Origin of the sequence: Caballeronia sp. AZ7_KS35 (assembly GCF_023631045.1) — a bacterium.
Taxonomy (GTDB): Bacteria; Pseudomonadota; Gammaproteobacteria; order Burkholderiales; family Burkholderiaceae; genus Caballeronia; species Caballeronia zhejiangensis.
Window position 1 is genome coordinate 125,595 of record NZ_JALQDV010000028.1, and the last position, 22,919, is coordinate 148,513.

General features: G+C 62.1%; 25 protein-coding genes and 1 pseudogene. 21 read left to right on the forward strand and 5 right to left on the reverse strand.

The window, feature by feature from the left end:
- Positions 1-3: 3 nt before the first annotated feature.
- The 18 genes from NCT05_RS17690 to NCT05_RS17775 all read left to right on the forward strand — a co-directional run bounded on the left by NCT05_RS17690 (position 4) and on the right by NCT05_RS17775 (position 15,354).
- Positions 4-564, forward strand: coding sequence for a phage tail assembly protein (locus tag NCT05_RS17690; protein WP_250502835.1), 561 nt, complete (start codon positions 4-6; stop codon positions 562-564).
- A gap of 163 nt (positions 565-727) precedes the next feature.
- The gene (locus NCT05_RS17695) at positions 728-2,155 is read left to right on the forward strand and encodes a DNA circularization protein (protein ID WP_250502836.1); all 1,428 of its coding nucleotides are present in this window, start codon (positions 728-730) and stop codon (positions 2,153-2,155) included.
- 3 nt (positions 2,156-2,158) lie between these two features.
- On the forward strand, positions 2,159-3,769 hold the full coding sequence (locus NCT05_RS17700; protein WP_250502837.1) for a phage tail tip lysozyme: 1,611 nt from the start codon (positions 2,159-2,161) through the stop codon (positions 3,767-3,769).
- Positions 3,769-4,848 carry a phage baseplate assembly protein gene (locus tag NCT05_RS17705; RefSeq protein WP_250502839.1) on the forward strand — a complete coding sequence of 360 codons (1,080 nt, stop codon included), beginning with the start codon at positions 3,769-3,771 and terminating at the stop codon, positions 4,846-4,848. The genes NCT05_RS17700 and NCT05_RS17705 overlap by 1 nt, the downstream gene beginning before the upstream one ends.
- 9 nt (positions 4,849-4,857) lie before the next feature.
- Positions 4,858-5,421 carry a phage baseplate assembly protein V gene (locus tag NCT05_RS17710; RefSeq protein WP_250502841.1) on the forward strand — a complete coding sequence of 188 codons (564 nt, stop codon included), beginning with the start codon at positions 4,858-4,860 and terminating at the stop codon, positions 5,419-5,421.
- A gap of 3 nt (positions 5,422-5,424) precedes the next feature.
- A complete protein-coding gene (locus NCT05_RS17715) occupies positions 5,425-6,663 on the forward strand; it encodes a phage GP46 family protein (RefSeq protein WP_250502842.1) in 1,239 nt (412 codons plus the stop codon).
- A gap of 1 nt (position 6,664) precedes the next feature.
- Complete coding sequence (locus NCT05_RS17720) at positions 6,665-7,828, forward strand: baseplate J/gp47 family protein (protein WP_250502843.1); 1,164 nt, start codon at positions 6,665-6,667, stop codon at positions 7,826-7,828.
- Between the two features lie 7 nt (positions 7,829-7,835).
- The gene (locus tag NCT05_RS17725) at positions 7,836-8,432 is read left to right on the forward strand and encodes a YmfQ family protein (protein ID WP_250502844.1); all 597 of its coding nucleotides are present in this window, start codon (positions 7,836-7,838) and stop codon (positions 8,430-8,432) included.
- 10 nt (positions 8,433-8,442) lie between these two features.
- Positions 8,443-9,411: a hypothetical protein gene (locus NCT05_RS17730; protein ID WP_250502845.1), complete on the forward strand. Its 969-nt coding sequence runs from the start codon at positions 8,443-8,445 to the stop codon at positions 9,409-9,411.
- A gap of 461 nt (positions 9,412-9,872) precedes the next feature.
- Positions 9,873-10,550: a hypothetical protein gene (locus NCT05_RS17735; RefSeq protein WP_250502846.1), complete on the forward strand. Its 678-nt coding sequence runs from the start codon at positions 9,873-9,875 to the stop codon at positions 10,548-10,550.
- Between the two features lie 130 nt (positions 10,551-10,680).
- Positions 10,681-11,100: a hypothetical protein gene (locus NCT05_RS17740; RefSeq protein ID WP_250502847.1), complete on the forward strand. Its 420-nt coding sequence runs from the start codon at positions 10,681-10,683 to the stop codon at positions 11,098-11,100.
- A gap of 40 nt (positions 11,101-11,140) precedes the next feature.
- Entirely contained in the window at positions 11,141-11,641 is a 501-nt protein-coding gene (locus NCT05_RS17745; protein ID WP_250502849.1) for a hypothetical protein, read from the forward strand.
- 62 nt (positions 11,642-11,703) lie between these two features.
- Positions 11,704-11,991, forward strand: a complete 288-nt coding sequence (locus NCT05_RS17750; protein ID WP_250502850.1) for a DUF7940 domain-containing protein — start codon at positions 11,704-11,706, stop codon at positions 11,989-11,991.
- On the forward strand, positions 11,963-12,484 hold the full coding sequence (locus NCT05_RS17755; RefSeq protein ID WP_250502851.1) for a glycoside hydrolase family protein: 522 nt from the start codon (positions 11,963-11,965) through the stop codon (positions 12,482-12,484). The genes NCT05_RS17750 and NCT05_RS17755 overlap by 29 nt, the downstream gene beginning before the upstream one ends.
- Before the next feature lie 2 nt (positions 12,485-12,486).
- Positions 12,487-13,065, forward strand: coding sequence for a lysis system i-spanin subunit Rz (locus NCT05_RS17760; protein WP_250502852.1), 579 nt, complete (start codon positions 12,487-12,489; stop codon positions 13,063-13,065).
- Positions 13,066-13,069: 4 nt separating this feature from the next.
- A complete protein-coding gene (locus NCT05_RS17765; protein WP_250502853.1) occupies positions 13,070-13,483 on the forward strand; it encodes a hypothetical protein in 414 nt (137 codons plus the stop codon).
- Positions 13,484-13,504: 21 nt separating this feature from the next.
- Positions 13,505-15,052, forward strand: a complete 1,548-nt coding sequence (locus tag NCT05_RS17770; protein ID WP_250502854.1) for a hypothetical protein — start codon at positions 13,505-13,507, stop codon at positions 15,050-15,052.
- 17 nt (positions 15,053-15,069) lie between these two features.
- Entirely contained in the window at positions 15,070-15,354 is a 285-nt protein-coding gene (locus tag NCT05_RS17775) for a phage fiber-tail adaptor protein (protein ID WP_250502855.1), read from the forward strand.
- Here the strand turns inward: NCT05_RS17775 and NCT05_RS17780 are convergent.
- Together NCT05_RS17780 and NCT05_RS17785 are read right to left on the reverse strand one after the other, a co-directional pair.
- The gene (locus NCT05_RS17780) at positions 15,330-16,073 is read right to left on the reverse strand and encodes a hypothetical protein (RefSeq protein WP_250502856.1); all 744 of its coding nucleotides are present in this window, start codon (positions 16,071-16,073) and stop codon (positions 15,330-15,332) included. The two genes, NCT05_RS17775 and NCT05_RS17780, sit on opposite strands and share 25 nt — an antisense overlap.
- A gap of 261 nt (positions 16,074-16,334) precedes the next feature.
- Complete coding sequence (locus NCT05_RS17785; RefSeq protein ID WP_250502857.1) at positions 16,335-16,520, reverse strand: hypothetical protein; 186 nt, start codon at positions 16,518-16,520, stop codon at positions 16,335-16,337.
- Between the two features lie 232 nt (positions 16,521-16,752).
- Between NCT05_RS17785 and NCT05_RS17790 the strand changes: the two are divergent.
- Both NCT05_RS17790 and NCT05_RS17795 read left to right on the forward strand, forming a co-directional pair.
- Positions 16,753-16,965: pseudogene (locus tag NCT05_RS17790) on the forward strand (aspartate-alanine antiporter-like transporter); the annotation flags it as partial.
- A 49-nt stretch (positions 16,966-17,014) separates the two neighbouring features.
- Positions 17,015-18,661 (forward strand): bifunctional aspartate transaminase/aspartate 4-decarboxylase, encoded by a 1,647-nt coding sequence (locus NCT05_RS17795; protein ID WP_008353781.1) that lies wholly within the window; start codon positions 17,015-17,017, stop codon positions 18,659-18,661.
- Positions 18,662-18,721: 60 nt separating this feature from the next.
- Here NCT05_RS17795 and NCT05_RS17800 read toward each other — a convergent pair whose 3' ends face one another.
- Positions 18,722-19,918 (reverse strand): porin, encoded by a 1,197-nt coding sequence (locus tag NCT05_RS17800; protein WP_250435571.1) that lies wholly within the window; start codon positions 19,916-19,918, stop codon positions 18,722-18,724.
- A gap of 240 nt (positions 19,919-20,158) precedes the next feature.
- On the opposite strand from NCT05_RS17800, the gene NCT05_RS17805 reads away from it, so the two are divergent.
- The gene (locus NCT05_RS17805; protein ID WP_250502858.1) at positions 20,159-20,527 is read left to right on the forward strand and encodes a nuclear transport factor 2 family protein; all 369 of its coding nucleotides are present in this window, start codon (positions 20,159-20,161) and stop codon (positions 20,525-20,527) included.
- A gap of 15 nt (positions 20,528-20,542) precedes the next feature.
- Here the strand turns inward: NCT05_RS17805 and NCT05_RS17810 are convergent, their stop codons facing one another.
- Together NCT05_RS17810 and NCT05_RS17815 are read right to left on the reverse strand one after the other, a co-directional pair.
- Complete coding sequence (locus NCT05_RS17810; RefSeq protein WP_175979142.1) at positions 20,543-21,658, reverse strand: succinylglutamate desuccinylase/aspartoacylase family protein; 1,116 nt, start codon at positions 21,656-21,658, stop codon at positions 20,543-20,545.
- Between the two features lie 199 nt (positions 21,659-21,857).
- Positions 21,858-22,652 (reverse strand): ABC transporter substrate-binding protein, encoded by a 795-nt coding sequence (locus NCT05_RS17815; RefSeq protein WP_008353777.1) that lies wholly within the window; start codon positions 22,650-22,652, stop codon positions 21,858-21,860.
- Between the last annotated feature and the right edge of the window lie 267 nt (positions 22,653-22,919).

Here is a 22,919-nt window from a genome sequence, read left to right on the forward strand (position 1 = left end):
TCGATGTGCGACACGAAAACCATTCAGCTGCGCAAGCCGCTGAGCTATGGCAAGGGCGACAAGGCCACGAGCGTCGATTCCATTACGCTACGCGAGCCGACCGCCGGTGAGTATGAGAAGGCGGAAAATTCGGCAGGCGTTTATGGCTTGCAGATCGCACTGATCGCGCTGCTGAGCGGCGTGCCGGTCGACGTGATCGATCAGATGTACACGAGCCAGATCGACGAGGCAGCCGATTTCATCGGTTCCTTCGGCAAGGAAGCGATCAGCGGTATGAAGGCCAGCGCCGACGAGTTCGAGCTTGTTCTCCAATCGCCGGTCAAGCTCACGGCCGACGACAGCCCGCTGAATGTCGCTTCTCTCGAACTGTGCGAGCCGACGAACCAGCAGAAGCGTAAGGCGTTCGCCGCCGGTGGCACCTTCGCTTCGAGTATCGCGCTCATCAGTATTGTGTCGAAGGTGCCGAAGAACGCAATACGTGCGCTTACGGCGCGTGATTTCATGGCCGCGTGCGCGTACTTCAACGGTTTTCAGCTTCGGCGGACAGCGAACTCGGACGACTGATTGCCGCCGTCACGGCCATGCCGGAAGGCTGGGACGACGTTCTCGCCGACTTGACGCATTTCATGCGGTGGGGGCCGAACGACGCCGACGGCATGACGTTTTCCGAGACTTTGCGATGGCTTGATCAGGCCAAGCGCATGAAACAACAGATTGGAGCGAAGGCATGAACATTGGGGGCGGCGCAGGTGCAGTGCTCGGCACCACCTCGGGCATCTCCAATCTGGCGAGCTCGCTGGCCGCACGGCTCGGCGGCTCCGCCGGTTCGTATTTCGATCAACTGCGGCCCGCGTCATTCCGCGGCGTGCCGTTTGTATCGCTCGGCGGTGAGGGCGGCTTCGGTCGCCGGAACGAACTGCATGAATATCCGCTGCGCGACACGCCGTGGGTTGAGGATCTTGGGCGCGGCACGCGGCGCTTTCGCGTGTTCGGCTTCGTCGTTGGCGACGACGTCATCGCGCAGCGCGACCTGCTGATTGCAGCATGTGAGAAGGAAGGCGCCGGCTCACTCGTGCATCCGACGTATGGTCGGCGAGACGTCAGCCTGATGGATAGCCGCTGGATCGAGCGGTGGGAGAAGGGCCGGTATTTCGAATTCGAGTTTGAATTTATCGAGGGCGGTCCTCGTGTCTTCCCGGCGACCTCGGTGGCGGGCGGCAGTCTTGTCGAAAGCGCCGCGGGCGGCCTGAACGTGGCGGCCGCTCTTAATTTCGCTCGCACCGCGCTGACAGCAATCGCGTACGGCGCTGCGGTGCTTGGATCGGCGGTGAGCACGGCCGTCGGCTGGTACACGGCGGCAAAGAATTTCGTTGGCGACGCGCGGAACCTCTTCCGGCTACTGACGAACCTGCCTGGCGACTTTGGGAGGTTCGCCGGCAGCGCGACGGTGCCGACGTTCAGCAAGTTTCCGAGCTCGTCCGTCGACACGAGCGGCGCGACCGTCGAGAGCTTGACGCTGGCTGCAACCCTTGCGCGCGCGAATCTCGACGCCGTTTCCGCGACCCTCGACGCGGCGGCGCGAAATCTCGACGCGTCGACAATCGACGAGTTCACTGCGGCGGCGCAGGGGATCACGAGCGCGATGTTGGCGGCGACGCCGGATCCGGCTGATTCGATGCGCTTGCTCACGTCGCTGGCGGCATATGAACCGAGCGGCGCGACAACGGCGTCGACGATCGGCACTGCGATGGCGACCATGCAGTCAGCCTGCTCGGATCTGTTTCGGCGCGCGACCATCGCTTCGATCGCTGTCGCGGCATCGAATTACGAGCCCACGTCGACCGATGACGCGGCGCGCGTCCGAAGTCAGGTGCTCGATCTGATCGACTCCGAGATGACCGTATCGGGCGATCAAGGCGACGATGAGACTTATGAGGCTCTGCGATCGCTGCGGCAAGCCGTTGTATCAGATTTGAATCAGCGCGGTGCGAGTTTGCCGGCGATGCGGACGTTCGCGTTCGCGACGCCGCTGCCGTCTCTGACACTGGCGCATCGCATTTATCGCGATGCATCGCAAGCGGACGAACTCGTTTCGCAAGCAGATCCAGTTCATCCCGCATTTTTCCCGACGAGCTTCAAGGCACTGGCAACTTGATCCATGGCAAACAACCTGACGATCGTAATCTCCGCGCTCGACAGGACGGGCTCAGGCTTCGCTTCGGCGAACCGGAACCTTCGTGCCATCGATCAGGCGATGATGCGCACGACGCGCTCTTCCCAGCGCATGACGGCAGTGCAGAGTTTCGTGACCGGTGCGACTCGCGCGAGCGCGCTTAGCGGCGCGTTGCTTGCCGGCGTTGTGGGCGCTGCCGCGCTCGTTACGTCCAAGATCCTTTCGATTGAATCCGCATGGGCGAACACCGTCCGCAGCGTCAGCAACAAATCGCTGACCCTCGGCATTGACGCAAAGGAATTATTCGGCATTCAGAACGCGGCGAAGTCGGTTGGTCTTGGCGCCGAGCAGGCGACGTCATCCATTGAGGGCGTGACGCGTGGGTATTACGAGTCGACGCAGGGTCGAGATCCGCAGAAGCGGATGATCTACCAGGCGTACGGCATCAACGGGCTCGACGAGCGCGGCCAGTTCAGCTCAGAGCGTCTGCTAGAGCAGATCGCCGCAGCCGGCGAGAGCGTGAATAGCCGGAACGGCCCGCTCGCGCGCCATCGCCTGTTTGAAGCGCTCGACGCGGGTGGCTTGGAAGATCTGCTGAACAAGGGAGCCGGCGGTGTGCGCGATCGCTATGCGCGCGGCGTCGCGCTCGCCCCGAGCGAGGACGATATTCGTCACGCGAACGACTACGCCGAGGCGATGGCGAGGCTCGACGCGCAGTTCGACAAGACGAAGCAGACGATACTCGGCGGCCTTGCTCCGGCGCTGACGACCCTCCTCGAAGGAGTCGAACGCGTCATTGCGCGCGTGAATGGGCAGGACTATGTTCCGACGCGCTGGAATGGCAGCAGCTACGTCCCCGCATCGTCGCCCGATGCGCCGCCTGCCGCGAACCTTGGAGACCGCGCGATCGATGGGCTTGAGAAGTTCGGTAACTATCTGCGCGGGAACGGCGCGCGCACCAACGCCCAGGTCGGTGCCGAGCCAAATGCCAACGTTCCGGCCGCCGTCTCGTTCTTCGAGTCGCGAGGTTGGACTCGCGCGCAGGCGATCGGCATCGTCTCGAATCTGCAGCACGAGAGCGGCATTGACCCGGCGGCGAGTGGCGATAACGGCAAGGCGTACGGCATTGCGCAGTGGCACCCTGACCGCCAAGCCGCGTTTCAACAGTGGGCTGGGAACTGGATCGGTAACTCGACGCTCGAGCAGCAGCTCGGGTTTGTCGATTACGAGCTTCGCCAAGGTGGTGAACAGCGCGCAGGAGCCGAGTTGGAGATGGCGCGTACGCCGCGCCAAGCGGCCGACATCGTGTCGCGCCTCTATGAGCGTCCCGCCGACGCGGCTGGTGCGGCTGCCGAACGCGCGGCGACCGCTGATCGTATCGCGGGACTGTATTCGGGCGGGAATTCGGCACAGACGGCTGCTCAGCAGGAGCCGACGCGGGCTCGCGCCGACGGGGAGCTGCGCGTGAAAGTTGAACTGGGAAACATGCCTAAGGGTTCGCGAGCTGAAGTATCCGGCTCGCCTAATGTGAAATCGACGGTGGAGCGAGGCTCGACCGGCTCAACCAGTCAATTCGCGCTCGGGGCGACGTACTGATGAATTCGCTCGTTGTTACCTTGCCGGAATCGAATATCTCGATCACCGGCTGGAAAGGCGCGCGCGTCACGCGTTCGATCGAGAGTTGCACCGGTTCGTTCGTGCTGGAGATGACCGAGCGCTTTCCGGAAGAAGTCGATGAGGCCTCGCTGATCGGCGGCGCGCCAATCCAGATCGCGATCGATGCGGACACTCTGTTGCTGACCGGATACGTCGATACCGTCGAATACATCATCACGCCGCACGAGCATCTAGTTCGCGCGACCGGACGCGGCAGATGTCAGGATTTGATCGACTGCAGTGCTCCAGTCGATCGGATTCTGGCGAACAGCCGCATCGATGCAGTCTGCCAGGCGCTGCTGAAGAACTTCGAAATCGACATTGTCGTTTCGGCGAGCCTGCAGGCCGTGATCGATGAACTGCCGACGATCCCGTTCCAGTTGATCTCGATTACGGAGACGCCGTGGGAAATCATCGAGCGCTGCTGCCGGTATAGCGGCGTGCTCGCATTCGAGCTCGAGGACGGCACTTTGTGCCTCGCGCTGGCCGGCGACACACTCGGATCGACTGGGCTTGAAATCGGGAAGAACGTCGAGTCGGCGGTATCCGTGAAGAGTTCGCTTGGGCGGTTTTCGAGCGTCTCGGGCGTTCTGACGAACTACAACAACGCGACGGACATCGGCGTCAATCTGCTGCCTGAATACACGGCGTACGACCCGGGCGTGAAGCGGTATCGACCGAAATTCATCGTGTCCGAGCAGCCTTCGTCGGACCGAACGTATCTGGAACGGCGGGTCGACTGGCAGATTGCGCGCGCCTACGGCATGTCGCGGCAGGTACGCGTATTGGTGGATAGCTGGACCGATTCGAGCGGATCGCCCTGGTATCTGAACTATCAGGTGCCCGTCACGATGCCGCTGCTCAAGATCCCGGAAAAGACGCTCCTGCTCATCACCGAGATCAGTTTCATCCTCGATGAGAACGGAACGCATACCGAGCTCCTGCTCGCGCCGCGTCAGGCGTATCTGCCTGAGCCGCTCGTTTTACAACGCATCGATCCGGACATCGCTCCGGCCTGAGGACCTTGAATGCTCGACGCACTGAACGCGCTATCGCGGCGGATTCGTCTGTTCGTGAGCCGCGCGGTGATTTCGTTCGTCGACGACACGCGAACCGTCCAGTATCTGCAGGCAAAGGTCAACGCGCTCGAAACGGTCGGCGACATTCCGCGCTACGTCGAATATGGGCTGTCTTCAAATCCGCCGATCGGCTCCGAGGCGCTCATTGTTTTCGGGAATGGCGAGCGCACGAACGGCATCGTTATCGCGACATCGAACGCCAAATATCGGGTCACGGCGCTGGCGAGCGGCGAGGTTGTCGTGCACGACAACACGGGGCAGAAGGTCTACCTATCGCAGGCTGGGATGGTGCTAGATGGCGGCGGGAAGCCTGTGACGATCACGAACACGCCAGAGATCGACGCTGACACGCCGTTGCTGAAGTGCAAGGGCGACATCATCGACAACTACGAAACGAACACGCGGACGGTCGCGGGCATGCGGGCTGTGGCCAACTTGCATACCCACCCGATCGTGAACGTCCAGACGGGCGGCAGCACGATCAGTACGCAACCGCCGACACAGCCGGAGTAATAGATGCCTGACCTCAGCATCGTCTGGGACCCCGCCAATAGTCGCGGGGACTGGTCGTTCGAACCGTTTTCGGTTTCCGGGCAGCAGGTCAATGTCGCCAGCCCTGTTCCGTTCGGATATGGCGATGGCGTAACGACGCAATTCACTCTGACGCCAACTGCCGGAGCGATCAGCGCGATTCTATCGGCGCAGATTTATCGCAACGATTGGCAAGGCAATCAACTGCTGTACGCCACGCCGAGGACTAATGCGCTCCGATGGTCCGGAGACATAACCCAATCCCCATGGTCCAAGCAGGCGAGCGGGACCGGGGTCGTTCCCGTAGCGACGCTGCAGGCCACTGGTACTGCTCCGGACGGCATTAGCGCGGCGACGCGCGTCATCTTCGATCGAGGGGCTGGAACCACAAGCACCGACTACAGTCGTCTGTCGCAGACAGTCACAACGGTTGCCGGCCAGCCGTATGCTGTCAGCATTTGGGCGAGATCCACCGATGGCGTCTCTTCGTACAACCTGCAGCTGAGTCTCAACGGCGCGAACCTTGCAGTGGTTACGGTGGGACCGGCGTGGCAACAGTTGTCCCTCAGTTTGCCGGCCGCGAGCGACACCAACCGCATTTTTCGATTGGACACGCAAGGAAGCAATGCCGGCACGAGCCAAACAGCAGATGTTCTTCTATTCGGCGGCATGCACGTCCAAGGCGCCGCGGCCGGCAGTTACATTCCGACTACGACGGCTGCTGTTACGGTCACAGATTACACGTTGACGTCTAGCGGCGGGGTGACTCTCACTGCTGCGGCGCTTCCCGGTGCAAATCTTTCATGGTCAGGGGCTTACCTGTCGAACGTTGTGAGCGGCGGTTACCTTGAAACCGGCAACGATCTGCAGACGGCTGTTTTGCTTAGCCTTTTCACGGATCGCGTCGCAAACGCCGACGACATCATTCCGGATGGCACCGGCGACCCGCGCGGCTGGTGGGGAGATCTCGACGAGGACAGCCCAATCGGTTCCCGTCTCTGGCTGCTGGACAGGTCGAAGCAGACGCAAGAGGTGCTCAATAACGCGCGCGACTATATCGTCGAGGCCTTGCAATGGCTCGTCGATGACGGCGTCGTCGCGCGCATGGACGTTCAGACGGAATGGACGCGCGACACGCTCCTCGGCGCGCAAATCACGCTCTATCAACCGGCCGGTCCCAGCGTCTCCCTGACGTACGCATGGGCATGGCAACAGCTCACCTGATATGCCATTCCAACGAAAAACGCTCTCCACCTTGATCAGCGAGGTGGCGGCCGACATCAACTCGGCCTTGCAGGGTGCTGACGCAACGCTGCGCCGTACCGTCTTGAAGGTGGTCGGCAAGGTGCAGGCGGGGATGTCGAATCTGCAGATGGGATACCTCGACTGGATCGCAAAGCAGTCGGTTCCGTTCACCGCAGAGGATGAGTACCTCGAAGGCTGGGCAGCGCTCAAGAAGGTATATCGGAAGGCCGCCACACCCGCGCAATTGACTGCATCGTTCGCCGGCGTAACGGGCACAGTGCTTAATGTCGGGACGCAGGTCGTGCGCAGCGATGGCGCGACGTACACGACGGGCGCAACAACGACGGTGGACGGAACGGGATTTCTGTCGGTGACGATCGTCGCGACTGTCGCGGGTGTGGCGGGTAACGCGGATCCGGGCACGACTGTAGCGCTCGGCGCTGCGGTCTCCGGATTGCAGTCGTCCGGGACGATCACGGGCACAGTTGCATCTGGCTCAGACACCGAAGATAACGATGATCTGCGCACGCGGATGCTTGCTGCGTATCAGAACACGCCGCAGGGCGGCGATCTCAACGACTACGTCGGCTGGGCTCTTGCCGTGCCCGGTGTGACGCGCGCGTGGTGCGCGCCGAATGGCTTCGGTGCCGGTACGGTCGTGATCTACACGATGTGGGATGCCGCCGAGGCTTTGCACAACGGGTTCCCTCAAGGCACGAATGGGTGCTCGCAGTTCGACAAGGGGCCAGGCGGTACGCCGCGCGGCACAGTCGCAACCGGTGATCAACTCGTCGTCGCCGACACGATCGTGAACGAGCAACCGGTGACTGCGCTGGTGTATTCGTGCGCGCCTGTTGCGAACAACCTGACGTTCACTCTGTCCGGACTGATGGGCACGTCGACTTCGACGCGCGCTGCAATATCCACCGCGATTGCAGACGTCCTATTTCGCAACGGCGACCCGCGCGCGGGCACGATCAATCGCTCGGACATCGAATCCGCGATCGCATCGGTATCGGGTACGAGCGGTTTCGTTATCACGCTGGTTCAAGGCGTGGTCGGGGCAACGACGACGACTTACCCGGGAAACATCACAAGCGGTTTCGGCCAGCTTCCGGTGCTCGCCGGCGTGAACTACGTTTGAGGCATCCATGCTTGCACCGAACTTCAAGGCAGCAGACTTCCTCGCTGCAATGCAGGCGTTGTTGCCGCGCGGTCGCGTATGGCCGCGCGACCCGGATGCTGTGCAGACAAGGGTGCTATCGGGGCTCGCGCCATCATATGAAAGGCAGACAGCGCGTGCGAACTACTTGCTCGTCGACGCATTTCCTTCGACGACCTATGAGCTTTTGCCTGAGTGGGAATCAACGCTGGGACTTCCAGATCCGTGCGCAGGAACTGCACCCACGGTTCCCGCTCGCCGTGCTCAAGTCGTCGCTCGCCTGTCTGCTGTAGGCGGGGCATCGATTCCGCACCTCATGGCGTTCGCCGCGTCGCTCGGCTACACCGTGACCATCACACAATACAGCCAGGCGCGAGCAGGCATGCTAAAGGCTGGGCAGCCGTGCTGCGGGTACGACTGGAATTTTGCCTGGAAGATCACCGCGCCGTTGAACACAGTGGTACGCGCAGTGGCGGGTTCGATGGCCGCCGGCGATCCACTTGCATCGTGGGGCAACACAGTTCTGGAGTGCGAGTTCCGCGCAGTAATGCCGGCGCACACCATTCCAATTTTCGCTTACGCATAGACGAGGCACCATGTTTCGAATCGATGACGCAACCGCAGCGACGTCTCTCCCGACGCCGGAAACCGCCGGCACGGAAGGCTACTTCACCGAGGGCAATCCGACGGCCGGAACACCGGCGACGAACGTGCGCGGATCGTGGCTGAACATGATTCAGGAGGAATTGTGCGCAGTCCTCGCGGCCGCGGGCATCACGCGATCGAAGACGACTTATAACCAGGTGAACAGCGCGTTACAGAAGATGTACGGGTCCGTTGTTGGCACGGTCCGGAATCTCTCAATGAGCATAACTGCAGCTTCGGCGAGCGCAACGTTGGCTTCCGATCTGATCGTTGTGACCAGCGCCTTGGGAGCGCAGACCTACATCCTGCCTAGCTTCAGCAAGACGATCAATCTCGCGACCACTGGCGCAGGCGGAATGGATACCGGAACAGCACCCGTGAGCGGCTTCGTCGCACTGTACGCTATCTATAACCCGACGACGGGCGCAAGCGCTCTTCTGGCGACTAATGCAACGTCTTCGAAAGTCGCGGAAGTGTATGGCGGAGCGAATATGCCGAGCGGCTATACGGCTAGCGCGCTGATAGCAGTATGGCCAACCAACGCCAGCGGTCAGTTCGTCGCCGGCTATCAGAAGGATCGTAGATTCTGGTACAGCGCCGGCGTGTCGATTTTGAACGCCACCACGGTGTCCACAACTTACACATCCGTTTCGGCAACATGCCTGCCGTTCAATGCCAAGCTCGGCGTTGGATATATGGGAATCACTGGGTCGTCATCAGCGCAGGTGTATGGCTCCTATATGGCGGCTGATTCATCAGGGGGGGCGCAGGACCTTTCCTCCATATATGCAGTCTCTGGTTCCGTCGCATCGTACGGAGAATGGACCATTCCGATCCAAACTGCACAAACGATCTTTTACAAGAACAGCCTTACCAGCGGTGCAACTTTCTCAGTCGTCTGCCGCGGCTACGAGATTTAAGGAGGTCAAAATGGCGACAACAGTTTTTGTCAGCTTCGTTGATTCATCTGAGACGACTGTGAACGGCGTTTTTTCCGGTCCAGAAAACTCCGTCGAAGTCTGGCCGCACCAAGGCACGTTGCCGTCCAGCGACCCACGTTACGCGGCTTACTATGCTGCCCTCGGTGAGGGTGCCGCAATGAGTGGTCTCGTTGCACCTGGGGACTGATATAGAGTAAGGGCTGCTTCGGCGACATAGTACAATCGCTCGCGGCCCAGTTCACGAGAGAGAAGCACATGCCTCGGGCATGATTCCCCTCCTGCGATGCGCCGTACACCGCAACGGATGAAATGAAATGAATACGGTATCTCAGAAGGCGTTATTCGAAACGTACCGAGTTAACGCAGTTCGGGGCCTCCCGCGCCCAGAATGGCGAGATCTAGGATGGAGCGCATACTCGCAGCACGATGAGGATGGGTATTTGCTTTACATTTTTGCAGTGCTCGGCTTCAACACGAGGCGCGTGGTTGAGGTGTGCTGCGGTAACGGTCAAGAGAGCAATACCGCCAACCTGCTCGTGAATCACCGATGCACGGGACTCCTTTTTGAAGGAAGCGAGGCGCTTGCCAGCGCCGCGCGCCAGTTCTACGCCGAGCAACCTTCAACGATGTTCTGGCCGCCGACCGTTGTTCGTGATTGGATCACGGCGGAAAATATAGACGGCCTGATAAGCGAAGCCGGAATAACGGGAGACATTGATCTCCTGTCGATCGACATTGATGGGATCGACTATTGGCTTTGGGACCGTATCGACATCATCTCGCCGCGCGTTGTCGTAGCTGAAATCAATCATCTTTGGGGAGCGCAAGAGTCCGTGACCGTTCCCTATGCGCCGGATTTCAAGGCGGTCTTCACTCAATACGGATCTGACTATGCGGGCGCCTCGATTGCCGCCTTCGTGAAGCTTGGCCGGCGCAAGGGCTACCATCTGGTCGGCGGCAATGCCATTGGAACCAACGTTTTCTTCGTTCGAGACGATCTCTCACACCCATGGCTTCCTGAAGTGGCGGCCGAAACTCTGTTCTGGCATCCTCGCGCAAAGTTCGGGCAGACCGTTCGTATCGAAGGAGTACGCTCCATGGACTGGGAGCAGGTATAGCGTTGCGGTTTAGCCTTTAAGCTTCGTGTATGTGTGCAGGTCTATAACCTGTACAGCGCCCCGCACTCCACATAAGCCGCCTTCGGGCGGCTTTTTTTATGCCCTCGCGGCTCAAGAGAGGAAACACCAGATGTCGGAGTTCTGGAACGAGGGCGTCAAGTCGATAGTGACCGCTCTTGGAAGCGTTGGCACCTTCTGGGTCGGCGGCCGCATGTGGCGCCAGATCGATCGCAGACGACAAGCCGAGAGCGAGGGCGAGGCCAACATCGTCAAGGCGGACTCCGCTGCCCAAGTCGAAGCGATTGCTCGATTCGAGCGGCTCGCGACATTGGCGGAAGAGCGCGCTGGCCGCGCCGAGGCTCGCGAGCTGCTCGCCGTGCAGCGCGCGGACCGCGCAGAAGAGCTGATGCGCTCGGCAGAGCAACGCGCCGATGCGGCCGACCGGCGCGCGCAGCGCGCGGAAGCCGAGGTGCTCGAATTGAAAACCAGAATCGAACGCCTTGAGCGGGCGATCGAGAACCGGAGGGCGTCAGATGTCTCGCGTTCGTGACTGGCGGTGGTGGGTGATGGGCGCATGTCTCCTTGGCGGGTTGGCTGGCGTCGCGGCGGTGGGCTTCTTTATCGGGCAGTGGGGGATGTCGGTGGAGCGTGCCAACTGGACGAAAGAGCGTGCGGCGTATATCAAGCGGTTCCCCGAGGTGCGCTCTGAGACGCGAAACGCATGCGTAGCCGAATATGAGAGCAAGGTGCAGCAGCTGCAACAGCAGAACCAGCAAAACATCCAGGCGATGAGCGACCTTCGATCGCTGATCACGGATACACATGATGTCGCGCAGTACACGCTGCGCTTTCTCGGCGACCGCGCGAAGCTGACGGACGCGCGCCAGGCAGCGCTCATCAAGCAGACGCGTCAAGCCGCCGCGGCGGCGACCGTCGCCGCCCAGAAGACGGAGGCCGTCGAGCAGAAAGTTGCCGTCGCCGCGACGAAGGCGGACGAAGCGGCGAATACAGCGAAGGCAGTCGACAAGAAGCTGGAGACGGCCACGCATCCGTCTCTGCCGGCTCAGCCTTGGGCGGGCAGTCGCCGATAACCAGAACCAGCTTTCACATCCGAACCCGGCCGCGCGCCGGGTTTTTTCATTTCAGAGGCCCTATGAACCTCAAGCTTCGCCTGGTCGATGACGCGGCCAAGGTGCACACGTATTCGTCGACGATCATTGCGGCCGCGCTCGGTGCCATCTCCGCCGCGTCGCCATTCATCGAGGCGGCATGGACGGGCATGCCCGATGAAGTGAAGTCGCTCCTTCCGGATAGCTGGCGGCTCGCTATCGCGATTGCCGTCGGATGCCTCGCCATTATCGCCGCGCGCTACACGACGACGGCGCCGAAAACGACCACGACCGAGGCAGCAGATGGCGACGCAAGCGCAGCAGCCGAGTAAGCGGACCGGCAAGAAGACACTCGCCGCGACACTTGGCGCCGCCGCCGCGGCCGTGCTCGTCGCGCTGACGGCGTCGCAGGAGGGTGTTTCGCTGAAGCCGTACAACGATCGTCTCGCGAACAACGTCCAGACCGTCTGCTTCGGCGAGACGAACGTCGAGATGCGTGCGTACACGCTGCCGGAGTGCAAGTCCATGCTCGGCGACAGCCTCGCGGGCTATGCGTCGGCCGTTCGCGACATCACGCCCGGATTTGACTCGTTGACCGACGGGCAGAAGGTCGCCGTTGTGGACCTCGCCTACAACATCGGCGTGCCGAACTACAAGGGATCGACGCTGCGCAAGCGCTACATCGCGCGCGACTTCCCGGGCGCGTGCAGTGAGTTCATTAAGTGGCGTTTCGTCGCTGGGAAGGACTGCGCCATCGCGGCGAACCGCTGCGGCGGAATCGTGACGCGTCGCCAGCTCGAAGCGCAGGCTTGCCGAGGAAACTGACCATGTCTCCGTACCTCATCACAGGAATCATCGCAGGCGCTCTTGGTATAGCGCTCGGCGGCGTTGCGGTCCATACGGTCGACGCGACGAAGCTCGCGAGCGAGCAAACCGCGCACGCACGCGACAACGAGATCAATGCGCAGAAGCTTCAGGCCGTGTCCGACGCGGCAGCTAGCGCGGCGCGCGCAGCGATCGCAAAACAGAATGACGCGTCGACCCAGATCGCGTCGCTGGACGCGCAACTCATTCAGGAGAAAGCCTCTCATGATGCCGACAATGCGAAGAATCGCGCTGCTATCGCTGATGGCGCTCGCCGGCTGCGCGTCGCAGTCACAGCCTACACCCCCGCAAGCAGTGGCAACGCCGCAGATTCAGGCGCAAGCGCCGGCAGCTTGGGCGATGGTGCCGGTGGCACAGCCGAGCTATCACCTGCGTTTGGATCAGCTCTTTTCGGGATCGTCGATGACGCCGACAGCGACGCCCGTGCAAAAGCCGAATACCTCCAGCACTACGTCTGCATCCTCCAGCAGCAAGGAGTGATCGCGGGCACATGCAGCCTCACGACCACCGCGAAGGAATGACCACATGGCATCGAATCTGAAGTACAGCATGGCACTGAAGAACGGTCAGCAGGATCAAATCACGGCGAAAGTCGGCACGAGCGGCGCTTATGACATCTACGACGGCGCGCAGCCTGCCGGGCCCGACACCGCCATCACCACGCAGAACCTGCTTGCGACGCTTGCGTGCAGCTCGACGTTCGCGCCGGCGGCAGCGAATGGCGTGGTCACCGCGAATGCGATCAGCAACGGCACGGGCACGGCGGCGGCAGGTGCCGGGAAGACCGCGACCTGGTACCGGTTGCGCACGTCGGCGGGCGTGGCCGTCGTCGACGGCACGGTCGGCACGAGCAACTGCGATCTGAACCTCACGAGCACGACGATCGCGCAGGGCCAAACGGTGAGCGTTTCGTCCAGCACTTACACGAACGGCCAGTAATCGGCCGCACAGGCGGACGCGATGGGCACTCTCACCGGTTCGAACACAGTTCTAGCCGGCACCGAGACATTCAATCTCTCGTCGCCGGTTCAGACCGACTGGATTCAGTTCCCGCAATCGGCAACCTCCGTCAACCGGAAGTCGGGCGCCGGCTCGACGATCGGCCTGCCGACGACGATCGGATCCGGCGTCACGTTCACGGGCTATACAGACGGCCCGAAGATGACGTGGACGGATGGCACGCCCACGGCATCAGCGACGGCGCTCGCGGGCGGCATCTACGCCGACAACACGACAGCGACCGGGCAGGGCATTCAGATCGTGCTGCCCGCCGACACGACCTCGCGCACGGCTACGGTCTACTGGGCGGCGTATTCGAGCGGTTGCACGCTCACCGCGACGCTGTCGGATGGCAGCGCGACCGGCTACACGGTCTCGCCAGGCACGACTGGCAGCGGCAACCAAAAGTTCTACGCCACGACGATTACATGGGCCACGAATTCGGCTGGGCAGACGCTCACGCTGAAGATGACGATCACGACGACGCAGGGCTCGTCGTTCAACGTCATGCTGCACGCCGTCAAGTATCTGAGCGGCGCGCCCGCCGCAATTACCGGAACGGCCGCCGGCACGAACACGTCGATCGGCGCGGCATCGGGTGGCGTGAGCACGTCGGGCGCGGCGGCCGCGACGCAGGCAGCGAACGTCGCGAGCGCTTCGGGCAGTGTGGGCGCGAGCGGCAGCGCGTCGGCGACTCAGGCACTCGGCGCGGCCACGGCGGGCGGCAACGTCTCGACGACCGGCATGGCGAGTGCCGCGCAAGGGCCAGGCGCCGGTGCGGCATCCGGCGGCGTGTCGATCTCAGGCGCCGCAGCCTCGACGAGTTCGGGCGGCGCGGCGGCGAGCGGCACAGTATCGACGAGCGGCACCGCGGCCAGCACGCAGGCGGCGAACGCCGCGCAAGCGAGCGGGCAAATTGGTGCCGCGCCTATCTCCGGTTCGGCCGCATCGACGAATAGCGCTGTGGCGAGCGCGGCGGGATCGGTGAGCGTCACGGGCGGCGCGGCAGCGGCGCAGGCGGCAAATACCGGAGCAGCATCGGGGCAAATCGGCACACCCGCGATCGACGGGGCTGGAGCGGCGACGCAGGCGCGTAGCAGCGGCGCCGCGCTCGGCGACGTACGAATCAATGGAGTCGCGGCCGCGCAGTCGGCTCAAGGTGCCGACGCGAGTGGGGCGGTGACATCGACGGGCAGCGCGGCCAGCAGTCAAGCGGCCGGTACCGCTGCCGCGACAGGCGCTGTCCTAGATAAAATTTCTGGAAGCGCAGCGGCGACCCAAGCGCCGGGCCTCGGGAGCGCGGGCGGCCAAGGCGGAATTGTCGGAGTGCCAGTTCCGGTCCGCTTTTCGATCGCCTCGGATCTGCGAACGCTCACTGTCGCGCGCGAGACGCGCAGCATCGCTGTCGACGGCGCCTCAAGGGTGATGCGCCTTGCTGCCGAGGGCCGCACACATGTGGTCGAAGTCGAAAGCCGCACCATCGCCGTGCGAGCCGGGCAGCCGGCATAACATCTTCGGAGCATCAAATGGCGTTTCCGTACGTTCCTTCGTTCATCAAGGATCCGCAGGCTGTTCTCGACTTCAACTGGGACTGGTCCGCGTGGCTGGGAGAAGGAGAGACAATCACCGACAAGACCGTGTCGCCTGATGCCGGGCTTTCGGTCAACTCGTCGAGCATCGAGGGTGGCGTCGTCTCTGCGTGGCTGTCCGGCGGCGTCGCGGGGGCGAACTACATTGTCGCGTGCACGATCACGACGTCCGCGGGTCGCACCGAGACGCGGCGCATTCAGGTCGGCGTTTGCCCGCGTTGAAGCACCTCGTAGAGGCGAGGCATGATTTCGCAGAGTCTGTCGTGCGACTCACCTATGAGCTCTAAGATGTCCTCGGGGGAGTCGTCGAACCTGAATTCCACCCACTCCCACTCGCGACTGATCGGGATCGTTGGTACCTTGCTTTGCAGTTCATTCACGTTCACCGTATCGCTGATCTCTAGATGACGAATCGAGGTATCACCAAGTTGCGAGTGCTCGATAGTGACATTCGCCACATCTTTGAAGTGCATGAAGTTGCCGATCTTCAATGTGGATGACGGTGATTGATTTCTCACTTGCCGTCCCAAAGACCGGTGTTTCATCTTCTTCGTACGCGACGCGAGAGAGGGAAGCCACTGCGACCCGCAAATGAAAGGTTGGATTTGCTGAACTAACCCGTAGAGATCAGGATTGATCGCAGACAGCTTACCGAGTTTGTTGCTGGCGATGGCTTTGGCAAAAACCGCATCGCTGTGGCCGAACGGGAAGTAGATTCTGTCGGAATCAGATGGATCCCGGCCGTGGACAGCAACGAAGATGTCCATTGCACAATAGTCCAAGACGCTGCGAAGATGTTCGAGCGCTGACTTAACCGTCGGCCCCAGAACGGATTTGATGTTTTCGTCCTTCCTAGCCTTCTCGTACTGAGCCTCTAGCTCCCTTCTTTGCGCTGCGACATAATCCAGCAGCTCGTTGATGTCGTTCTGTCTCGCTGTCATGCTTCTCTTAGTTGTTGTCGTCACAAGACATGATATTACGTAGCTCGGGAAAATATACGTCGCACCGCTCATGATGTGCGGCCACACTGCGCCGCGGGCAATCCGCCAGCTCGGCGCCGAGGTCCGTCATCGCGAAGTCCTCTCCGAGGCGCGCGATCAGTTTGGCTACACGATACCGGCCTTTGCGGTCGCAGCGCGTGCACGCAATCTCGATATGGCTCGCGCGCGAAGCGACCTCGCGGAGCAAGACGCTGCCGGTCCTCATGGTGCAGGCGCGGCGAGCGCGTCGCCTTCGATCCATTCGGGCCGCTCGTACTCGTCGTCGTAGTCGTTGACGACGCAGTCGCAGTCTCCGCACATCAACCGATCCGGCGTATCGCCGACCGCCGGCTGAAACTCATCGCGCGCGAGCCGCCGCGCGCAGACAGGGCACCGCATCGTCGCCATCTCCATACTCCGATTATCGATACTGTGTAAACGTACAGTAGTCGTCTGGGATGCGCAAATGCCGTCGCGAAGAGGCGGGCAGCAAATTGTTCTTTGCCGTCCTACGCGTCGGCGTTCAAAACACCCCTGTAAGCGATTGATTCTATTAGGACGTGTGTGGTCGTTTTAGTGCCCGTCGCCCGCGCGTCGTTGCGGTCATAAGTCGTTGATCTGACAGCCAATATTGCCGACTGTGAGCACATATATCGCGAAGTACGTGTTCAAGTTTCATCCCGCGATCCTGCTCGGCATCTGCGCCGGCGCGCGCACGACCACCGCCGCGCTCGGCATGATCTGCGACGCCGCGAAGAGCCAGGTGCCGGGCCTCGGCTACACGGTGACGTACGCGGTCGGCAATACGCTGCTCACGATCTGGGGCATGGTCATCGTGATGCTGCTGACGTGACGCGGTCTTCCTGCCGCATTGTTTCCATCATCAATTCTGGAGGTGTTGGATGGCAAAGTCCGATAAATCGGGTTCCAACGACCGCGCCGGCATGGCGGCGCTCAGCCCGTTCGAGCTGAAGGACGAGCTCATCAAGGCGGCGGGCGGCGGGGCGGTCGAGCGTCCGGCCAATCTCGCGATGCTCAATGCGGGGCGCGGCAATCCGAACTTTCTCGCGACGATACCGCGTCATGGTTTCTGGCAACTCGGCCTCTTCGCGATGCGCGAGTCCGAGCGCTCGTTCGCGTACATGCCGGAAGGCGTCGGCGGTTTTCCGAAGCGCGAAGGGCTCGAAGAGCGCTTCGAGATTTTCGCGCGCGAGAACAAGGGCGTGCCGGGCATCGCGTTTCTTGCGGGCGCGGTGTCGTACGTGCGCGATCAGCTCGGCCTGAACGCGGGCGACTTTCTCTATGAGATGTGCGAAGGCATCCTCGGATCGAACTATCCCGTGCCGGACCGCATGCTGAAGCTGTCGGAGCAGATCGTCGCGCAATATCTGAGGCGCGAGATGATCGGCAAGCATCCGTTCGTCGGCGAATTCGATGTCTTCGCGGTCGAAGGCGGCACCGCCGCGATGACCTACATCTTCAACACGATGCGCGAGAACTTCCTGATCGCGCCCGGCGACACGATCGCGCTCGGCACCCCGATCTTCACGCCGTACATCGAGATTCCGCGCCTGAACGATTACAAGCTGAAGGTCGTCAATCTGGAGGCGGACGTCGCCCGCGGCTGGCAATACTCGAAGGCCGAGCTCGACAAGCTGCGCGATCCGAAAGTGAAGGCGTTTTTCCTCGTGAATCCGAGCAATCCGCCATCGGTGAAGATGGACGACGAAAGCCTCGAATACATCGCGGAGATCGTGAAGGAGCGGCCCGATCTGATCCTTCTGACCGACGACGTCTACGGCACCTTCGCCGACGATTTCGTGTCGCTCTTCGCGTTGTGCCCGAAGAACACGATCCTCGTTTATTCGTATTCCAAGTATTTCGGCGCGACCGGCTGGCGTCTCGGCGCGATCGCGACGCATCGCGACAACGTGCTCGACAAGCAGCTCGCCGCGCTGCCGAAGGACAAACGGGCGGAGCTTCACGAACGCTACGAATCGATCACGACGGAGCCCGACAAGCTCAAGTTCATCGACCGGCTGGTTGCGGACAGCCGTACCGTCGCGCTGAATCACACGGCGGGATTGTCGACGCCGCAGCAGGTGCAGATGGTGCTGTTCTCGCTCTTCTCGCTGATGGACACGCCCGACGCGTACAAGAACGCGTTGAAGCGCCTGATCCGCAGCCGCAAGCAGGCGCTGTATCGCGAGATCGGCATCGCGCTCGAAGAAGAGGACAAGAACGAGGTCGATTACTACACGATCCTCGATATCGAATATCTCGGCGAGCGCAGGCACGGCCGCGAACTGGTCGACTGGGTCATCAAGAACACGGAGCCTTCGGAGATGCTCTTCAGGCTCGCGAAAGAAGCGCGTGTCGTGCTGCTGCCGGGGCGCGGCTTCGGCACGCAGCATCCGTCGGGGCGCGTGTCGCTCGCGAATCTGAACGAGAGCGACTACATGCAGATCGGCCGCGCGATCCGCAAGCTGATGGACGAGTACATCGAGCGCTATAACAAGGCCGTCGGCAAGAAGTCCGACAAGAGGTAAACAAATCGGGCCGCCCGATACGTCTGGCGGCCCGATCTCATGTCAACTCAGCAAGCAAGCTCAGAACTTGTGGCGGATGCCGATGCGGAACGCAAGCTGATCGTCTTCGCCCAGACCCGACGTGCCGAAGTAGCTCGACGACGACGAACCGATCGACGCCTGATTCTCGACGCCGCGGTTCGAACCCGAAGCCTTCTGATAGATGCCGAGCACGTACACATCGGTGCGCTTGGAAAGCGCGTAGTCGACGCTCGCGTCGACCTGGTTCCAGTGGCCGCTCGAGTTGCCCGTCATGTTCAGGTACGAGTAGCCGAGGCCGGCCGACAGCGCCGACGTGAAGCTGTACTTGCCGCCGATATCGAACGCGTTGAGCTTGGAGCTCGCGCCGTTGATCGGCTCGAACAGCGTGTTGGTCCACAGGCCGAACACGGTCGCCGCGCCGAACGCGTAGTTCGCGCCGACGCCGAACGTGCGCAGATCCTTGCCGGCGTTCGCGGTGCCCATCGTCTGGATGTTCGCGACGGCCGTGCTGAACGCGGGCGTCGATGCCGCCGGATAGCGGATGTCGGTGTACGCCGCGCCGATGCCGAACGGACCCGCCTTGTAGTTCAGGCCGAAGCTGTACGCGCGCGACGAACCCGCCGTCGTGGTCGTGCCGACGGTCGTGTTGGGCGTGCCCGCGAACGCGCCTGCCTGGTTCGAGAAGCCGTACATCGCGCCGAACGTCACGCCGTAGAAGCTCGCGCTGCTGAACTTGACCGCGTTGTTGATGCGGCTCGACGTCAGCTGGTCGACGTCGTTCATGTGATACGCGTAGTTGCCCGCGAGCGTCTGGCCGCCGATCGAATAGTTGCTGCCGAGGTAATCGGTCGAGAACGAATATTGACGGCCGAAGGTCAGCGAGCCGACGTCGTTCTTCGCGAGACCGACGTATGCCTGACGGCCGAACAGCGCGCCGCCCTGGCCGAGCGTGCCGGTGCCGCTATTGAAGCCGTTCTCCAACGTGAAGATCGCCTTCAGGCCGCCACCCAGGTCTTCCGAACCCTTCAGGCCCCAACGGCTGCCTTGCGCGACGCCGTCGTCGTACTTGAAGAGCTTATCGCCCGCGCGCGTCGCGGTTTGCGTGCTGTTGTTCACGTAGCTGATGCCGGCGTCGATGATGCCGTAGAGCGTTACGCTGCTTTGCGCTTGCGCGGACGTGGCGGCGAGGGCGGCAAAGGTGGCGAGCGCGGCGGTCGCCAAGAGATTCTTCTTCAAAACAAGCTCCGTATGATGGTTCGCGGTGTGGTTGTTGACGGTGTCTGCAGTGCGTCGCGCTCTGATGGCGCGTGGCGTTCGACGGGCGCAAATGTAGCGGGCGCTAAAGAAAGAAATGTGACAGTGCTTTCAGCCGCCTTGCGGTGTGTCGCGTGTGCAACAGGGATGGCGAAATATCGGCGCTTGTGTATTCGGCGCGTCCGATGCGATGCTCTCGGTTCCGTCACCGCGAGCGAAAACATGGACGAGCAAGGAATCCGCGAACTGGAGGAGCGCCTGAAGAAGGCGATGCTGGCATCGGACGTGGACGCACTCGATGCGCTATTGGCCGACGACCTCAGTTTCGTCGATGCGACCGGCAAGGTCTGGACGAAGTCCGACGATCTCAACGGACATCGTTACGGCATGCAGCGCATCGAGAAACTGGACGTCGAGGATCAGAGCGTGCGCGTGTACGGCGCGTTTGCCGTGACGGTCACGCGCGTGACGCTTTCGGGAACGTTCGCGGGCGCGCCGTTCGCGGGCAGCTTGCGCTACACGCGAACGTGGGGCGACATTGGCGGCGCGTGGAAGATCGTCGCGGCGCAATGCTGTCTCGCGCCGTTCTGATCCGCCGCGAAACGCTTACGCCGACAGCAGCGAGCCCGTGCGATAGGCCTTCGCGCCCGCAATGCGCGCCACTTCCAGCCCGGCCGTCGCGAAGCGCGTGATATGCCGTGCGTACATCACGCCGGAGGTCGTGCACTTGAGCGTGGTGACGACATCGGTGAGCGGATCGACGATATCGGCGATCGGCTCGCCCGCTTCGATGAACGCGCCCACTTGCGCGCGAAACACGAGCACGCCCGACGCCGGCGCGACGATCGGCTCCGCGCCCGCGAGCGGCGTCGCCGGATACGCGAGCGGCGGCTGCTCGGGCACGGGCGCGTCGATCACGCCGCGGTGGATCAGATAGTTGACGATGGCCTGCGCGTCTTTATCCGCGAGTTCGTAGGACACGTCGTGCTGGCTGCGCAGTTCGACCGTCACCGAAATGCCGCCATTCGGAATCGGGAAGCGCTCGCCGTAACGCTGGCGCAAATCCGACCAGCAGAAGCTGTGGATTTCGTCGAACGGATTGCCGACCGAATTCAGCGCGAGCAGCGACGCCCTTGCATCGAGATAGCGCGCGAGCGGCTCGACTTCGTCCCAGATGTCCGGATTGGTGTAGAGATGCAGCGCGGCGTCGAGATCGCAGTGCAGATCGAGCACGACATCGGCGTCGAAGGAAAGCTTTTGCAGCGCGAGGCGTTGCGATTCGAGCTCGGTGTGCGGCGTCTGCTCGTCGAGCGCTTCTTTCATCGCGGCGCGCACGGCGAGCTTGTTCGCGCCGGCGTCCTTGCCGAGGCGCGCTTCGATGCGCGGCGCGATCAGCGCGGCGAGATCGTGGAAATTGCGGTTGAAGTTGTGACCGCTGTTGGTCTCGAAGCGGCCCATCAGCGTGCCGTGCAGATGTTGCGACAGGCCGATCGGATTCGGCACCGGCACGATGACGACTTCGCCGCGCAGCTTGCCCGCCGCTTCGAATTCGGCGAGCTGGCGGCGCAGACGCCATGCGACGAGCATGCCGGGCAGTTCGTCCGCGTGCAGCGACGACTGGACGTAGATTTTCTGGCCGCCGCCGGGGCCGTAGTGAAAACTCGTGATGTTGCGGGAAGTGCCGAGCGTCGGCGAGATCAGGGAATGAGTTCTGGTTTGCATGTTGGTCGCGCGCAGGCGAGTGCGCGGTCTTGCCTCGGAAAAGTGCTCCGCGCCGCGGCGTCTCCTTCCGTCGGCGCTGTCTCGAACGTTCGATCTTAGCGGAAATCGGCCGCCAAAACCGCTGTCCGAAAAGCAAACGGGCTCCGCGCCCTTGAGCGCGGAGCCCGTTCGTCAGCCGGTGTGGCTTGTGGCGAGCGGCTTAGCTGCCGTACACGTCGAAGTCGAAGTACTTCTTTTCGAGCTTCTTGTAGGTGCCGTCCTTGATGATGTCGGCGATAGCCTTGTCGATCTTCGCCTTCAGATCGGTGTCTTCCTTGCGCAGACCGATGCCCGCGCCGTTGCCGAGCGTCTTCGGATCGTCGATGTTTTGACCGGCGAAGTCGTAGCCCGCGCCGCGCGGCGTCTTCAGGAAGCCGATTTCAGCCTGCACCGCGTCTTGCAGCGCGGCGTCCAGGCGGCCCGAGATCAGATCGGCATAGACCTGGTCCTGGTTCTGGTACGGCGTGACCGTCACGCCCTTCGGCGCCCAGTAGGTCTTGGCGTAGGTTTCCTGGATCGTGCCCTGTTCGACGCCCACGTTCTTGCCCTTCAGGCTTTCGGCCGTCGGCAGGATGTTGCTGCCCTTTTTCGCGACGAGGCGCGTCGGCGTGTTGAAGAGCTTGCTCGAGAAGGCGATCTGCTCGGCGCGTTGCGGCGTCATCGACATCGAGGAAAGCACGCCGTCGAACTTCTTCGCCTTGAGCGCGGGAATCATGCCGTCGAAGTCGTTTTCCACCCACACGCACTTTGCCTTCAGGCGCGCGCAGATCTCATTGCCGAGATCGATGTCGAAACCGACCAGCTTGCCGTCGGAACCCTTCGACTCGAACGGGGGATAGCTTGCGTCGACGCCGAAACGGATCGTCGAATAGTCCTTCGCAAGCGCCGGCGTGACGGCGGTGAGCGACGTGGCGGCGAGAAGGGACATCGTCAGTGCCGCGAGCAGTTTCTTCACTGTTTTAACTCCAGAAGGTGGTCAGTTCAGCCCGGAAGGTCTCGTACCGGACGTCCGGCGCGTCGTTGGGCGCCAGAGCATGATATTCCGCGGATCGTGTCCGTTCAGAATCGGCAGAAGGTTACCAAGCCAAAATAGTTCGGGAGCTAGTAAAAGCCCGGATAGCGGGGCTTTAGAGCTTTTCTTCGTATCGGGGGCTGAGCGGATGGTTCTTCCGGAACCCCGGCAGTCCGATGGCGATCGGTGTGACGCACGAGGCGACGGGAT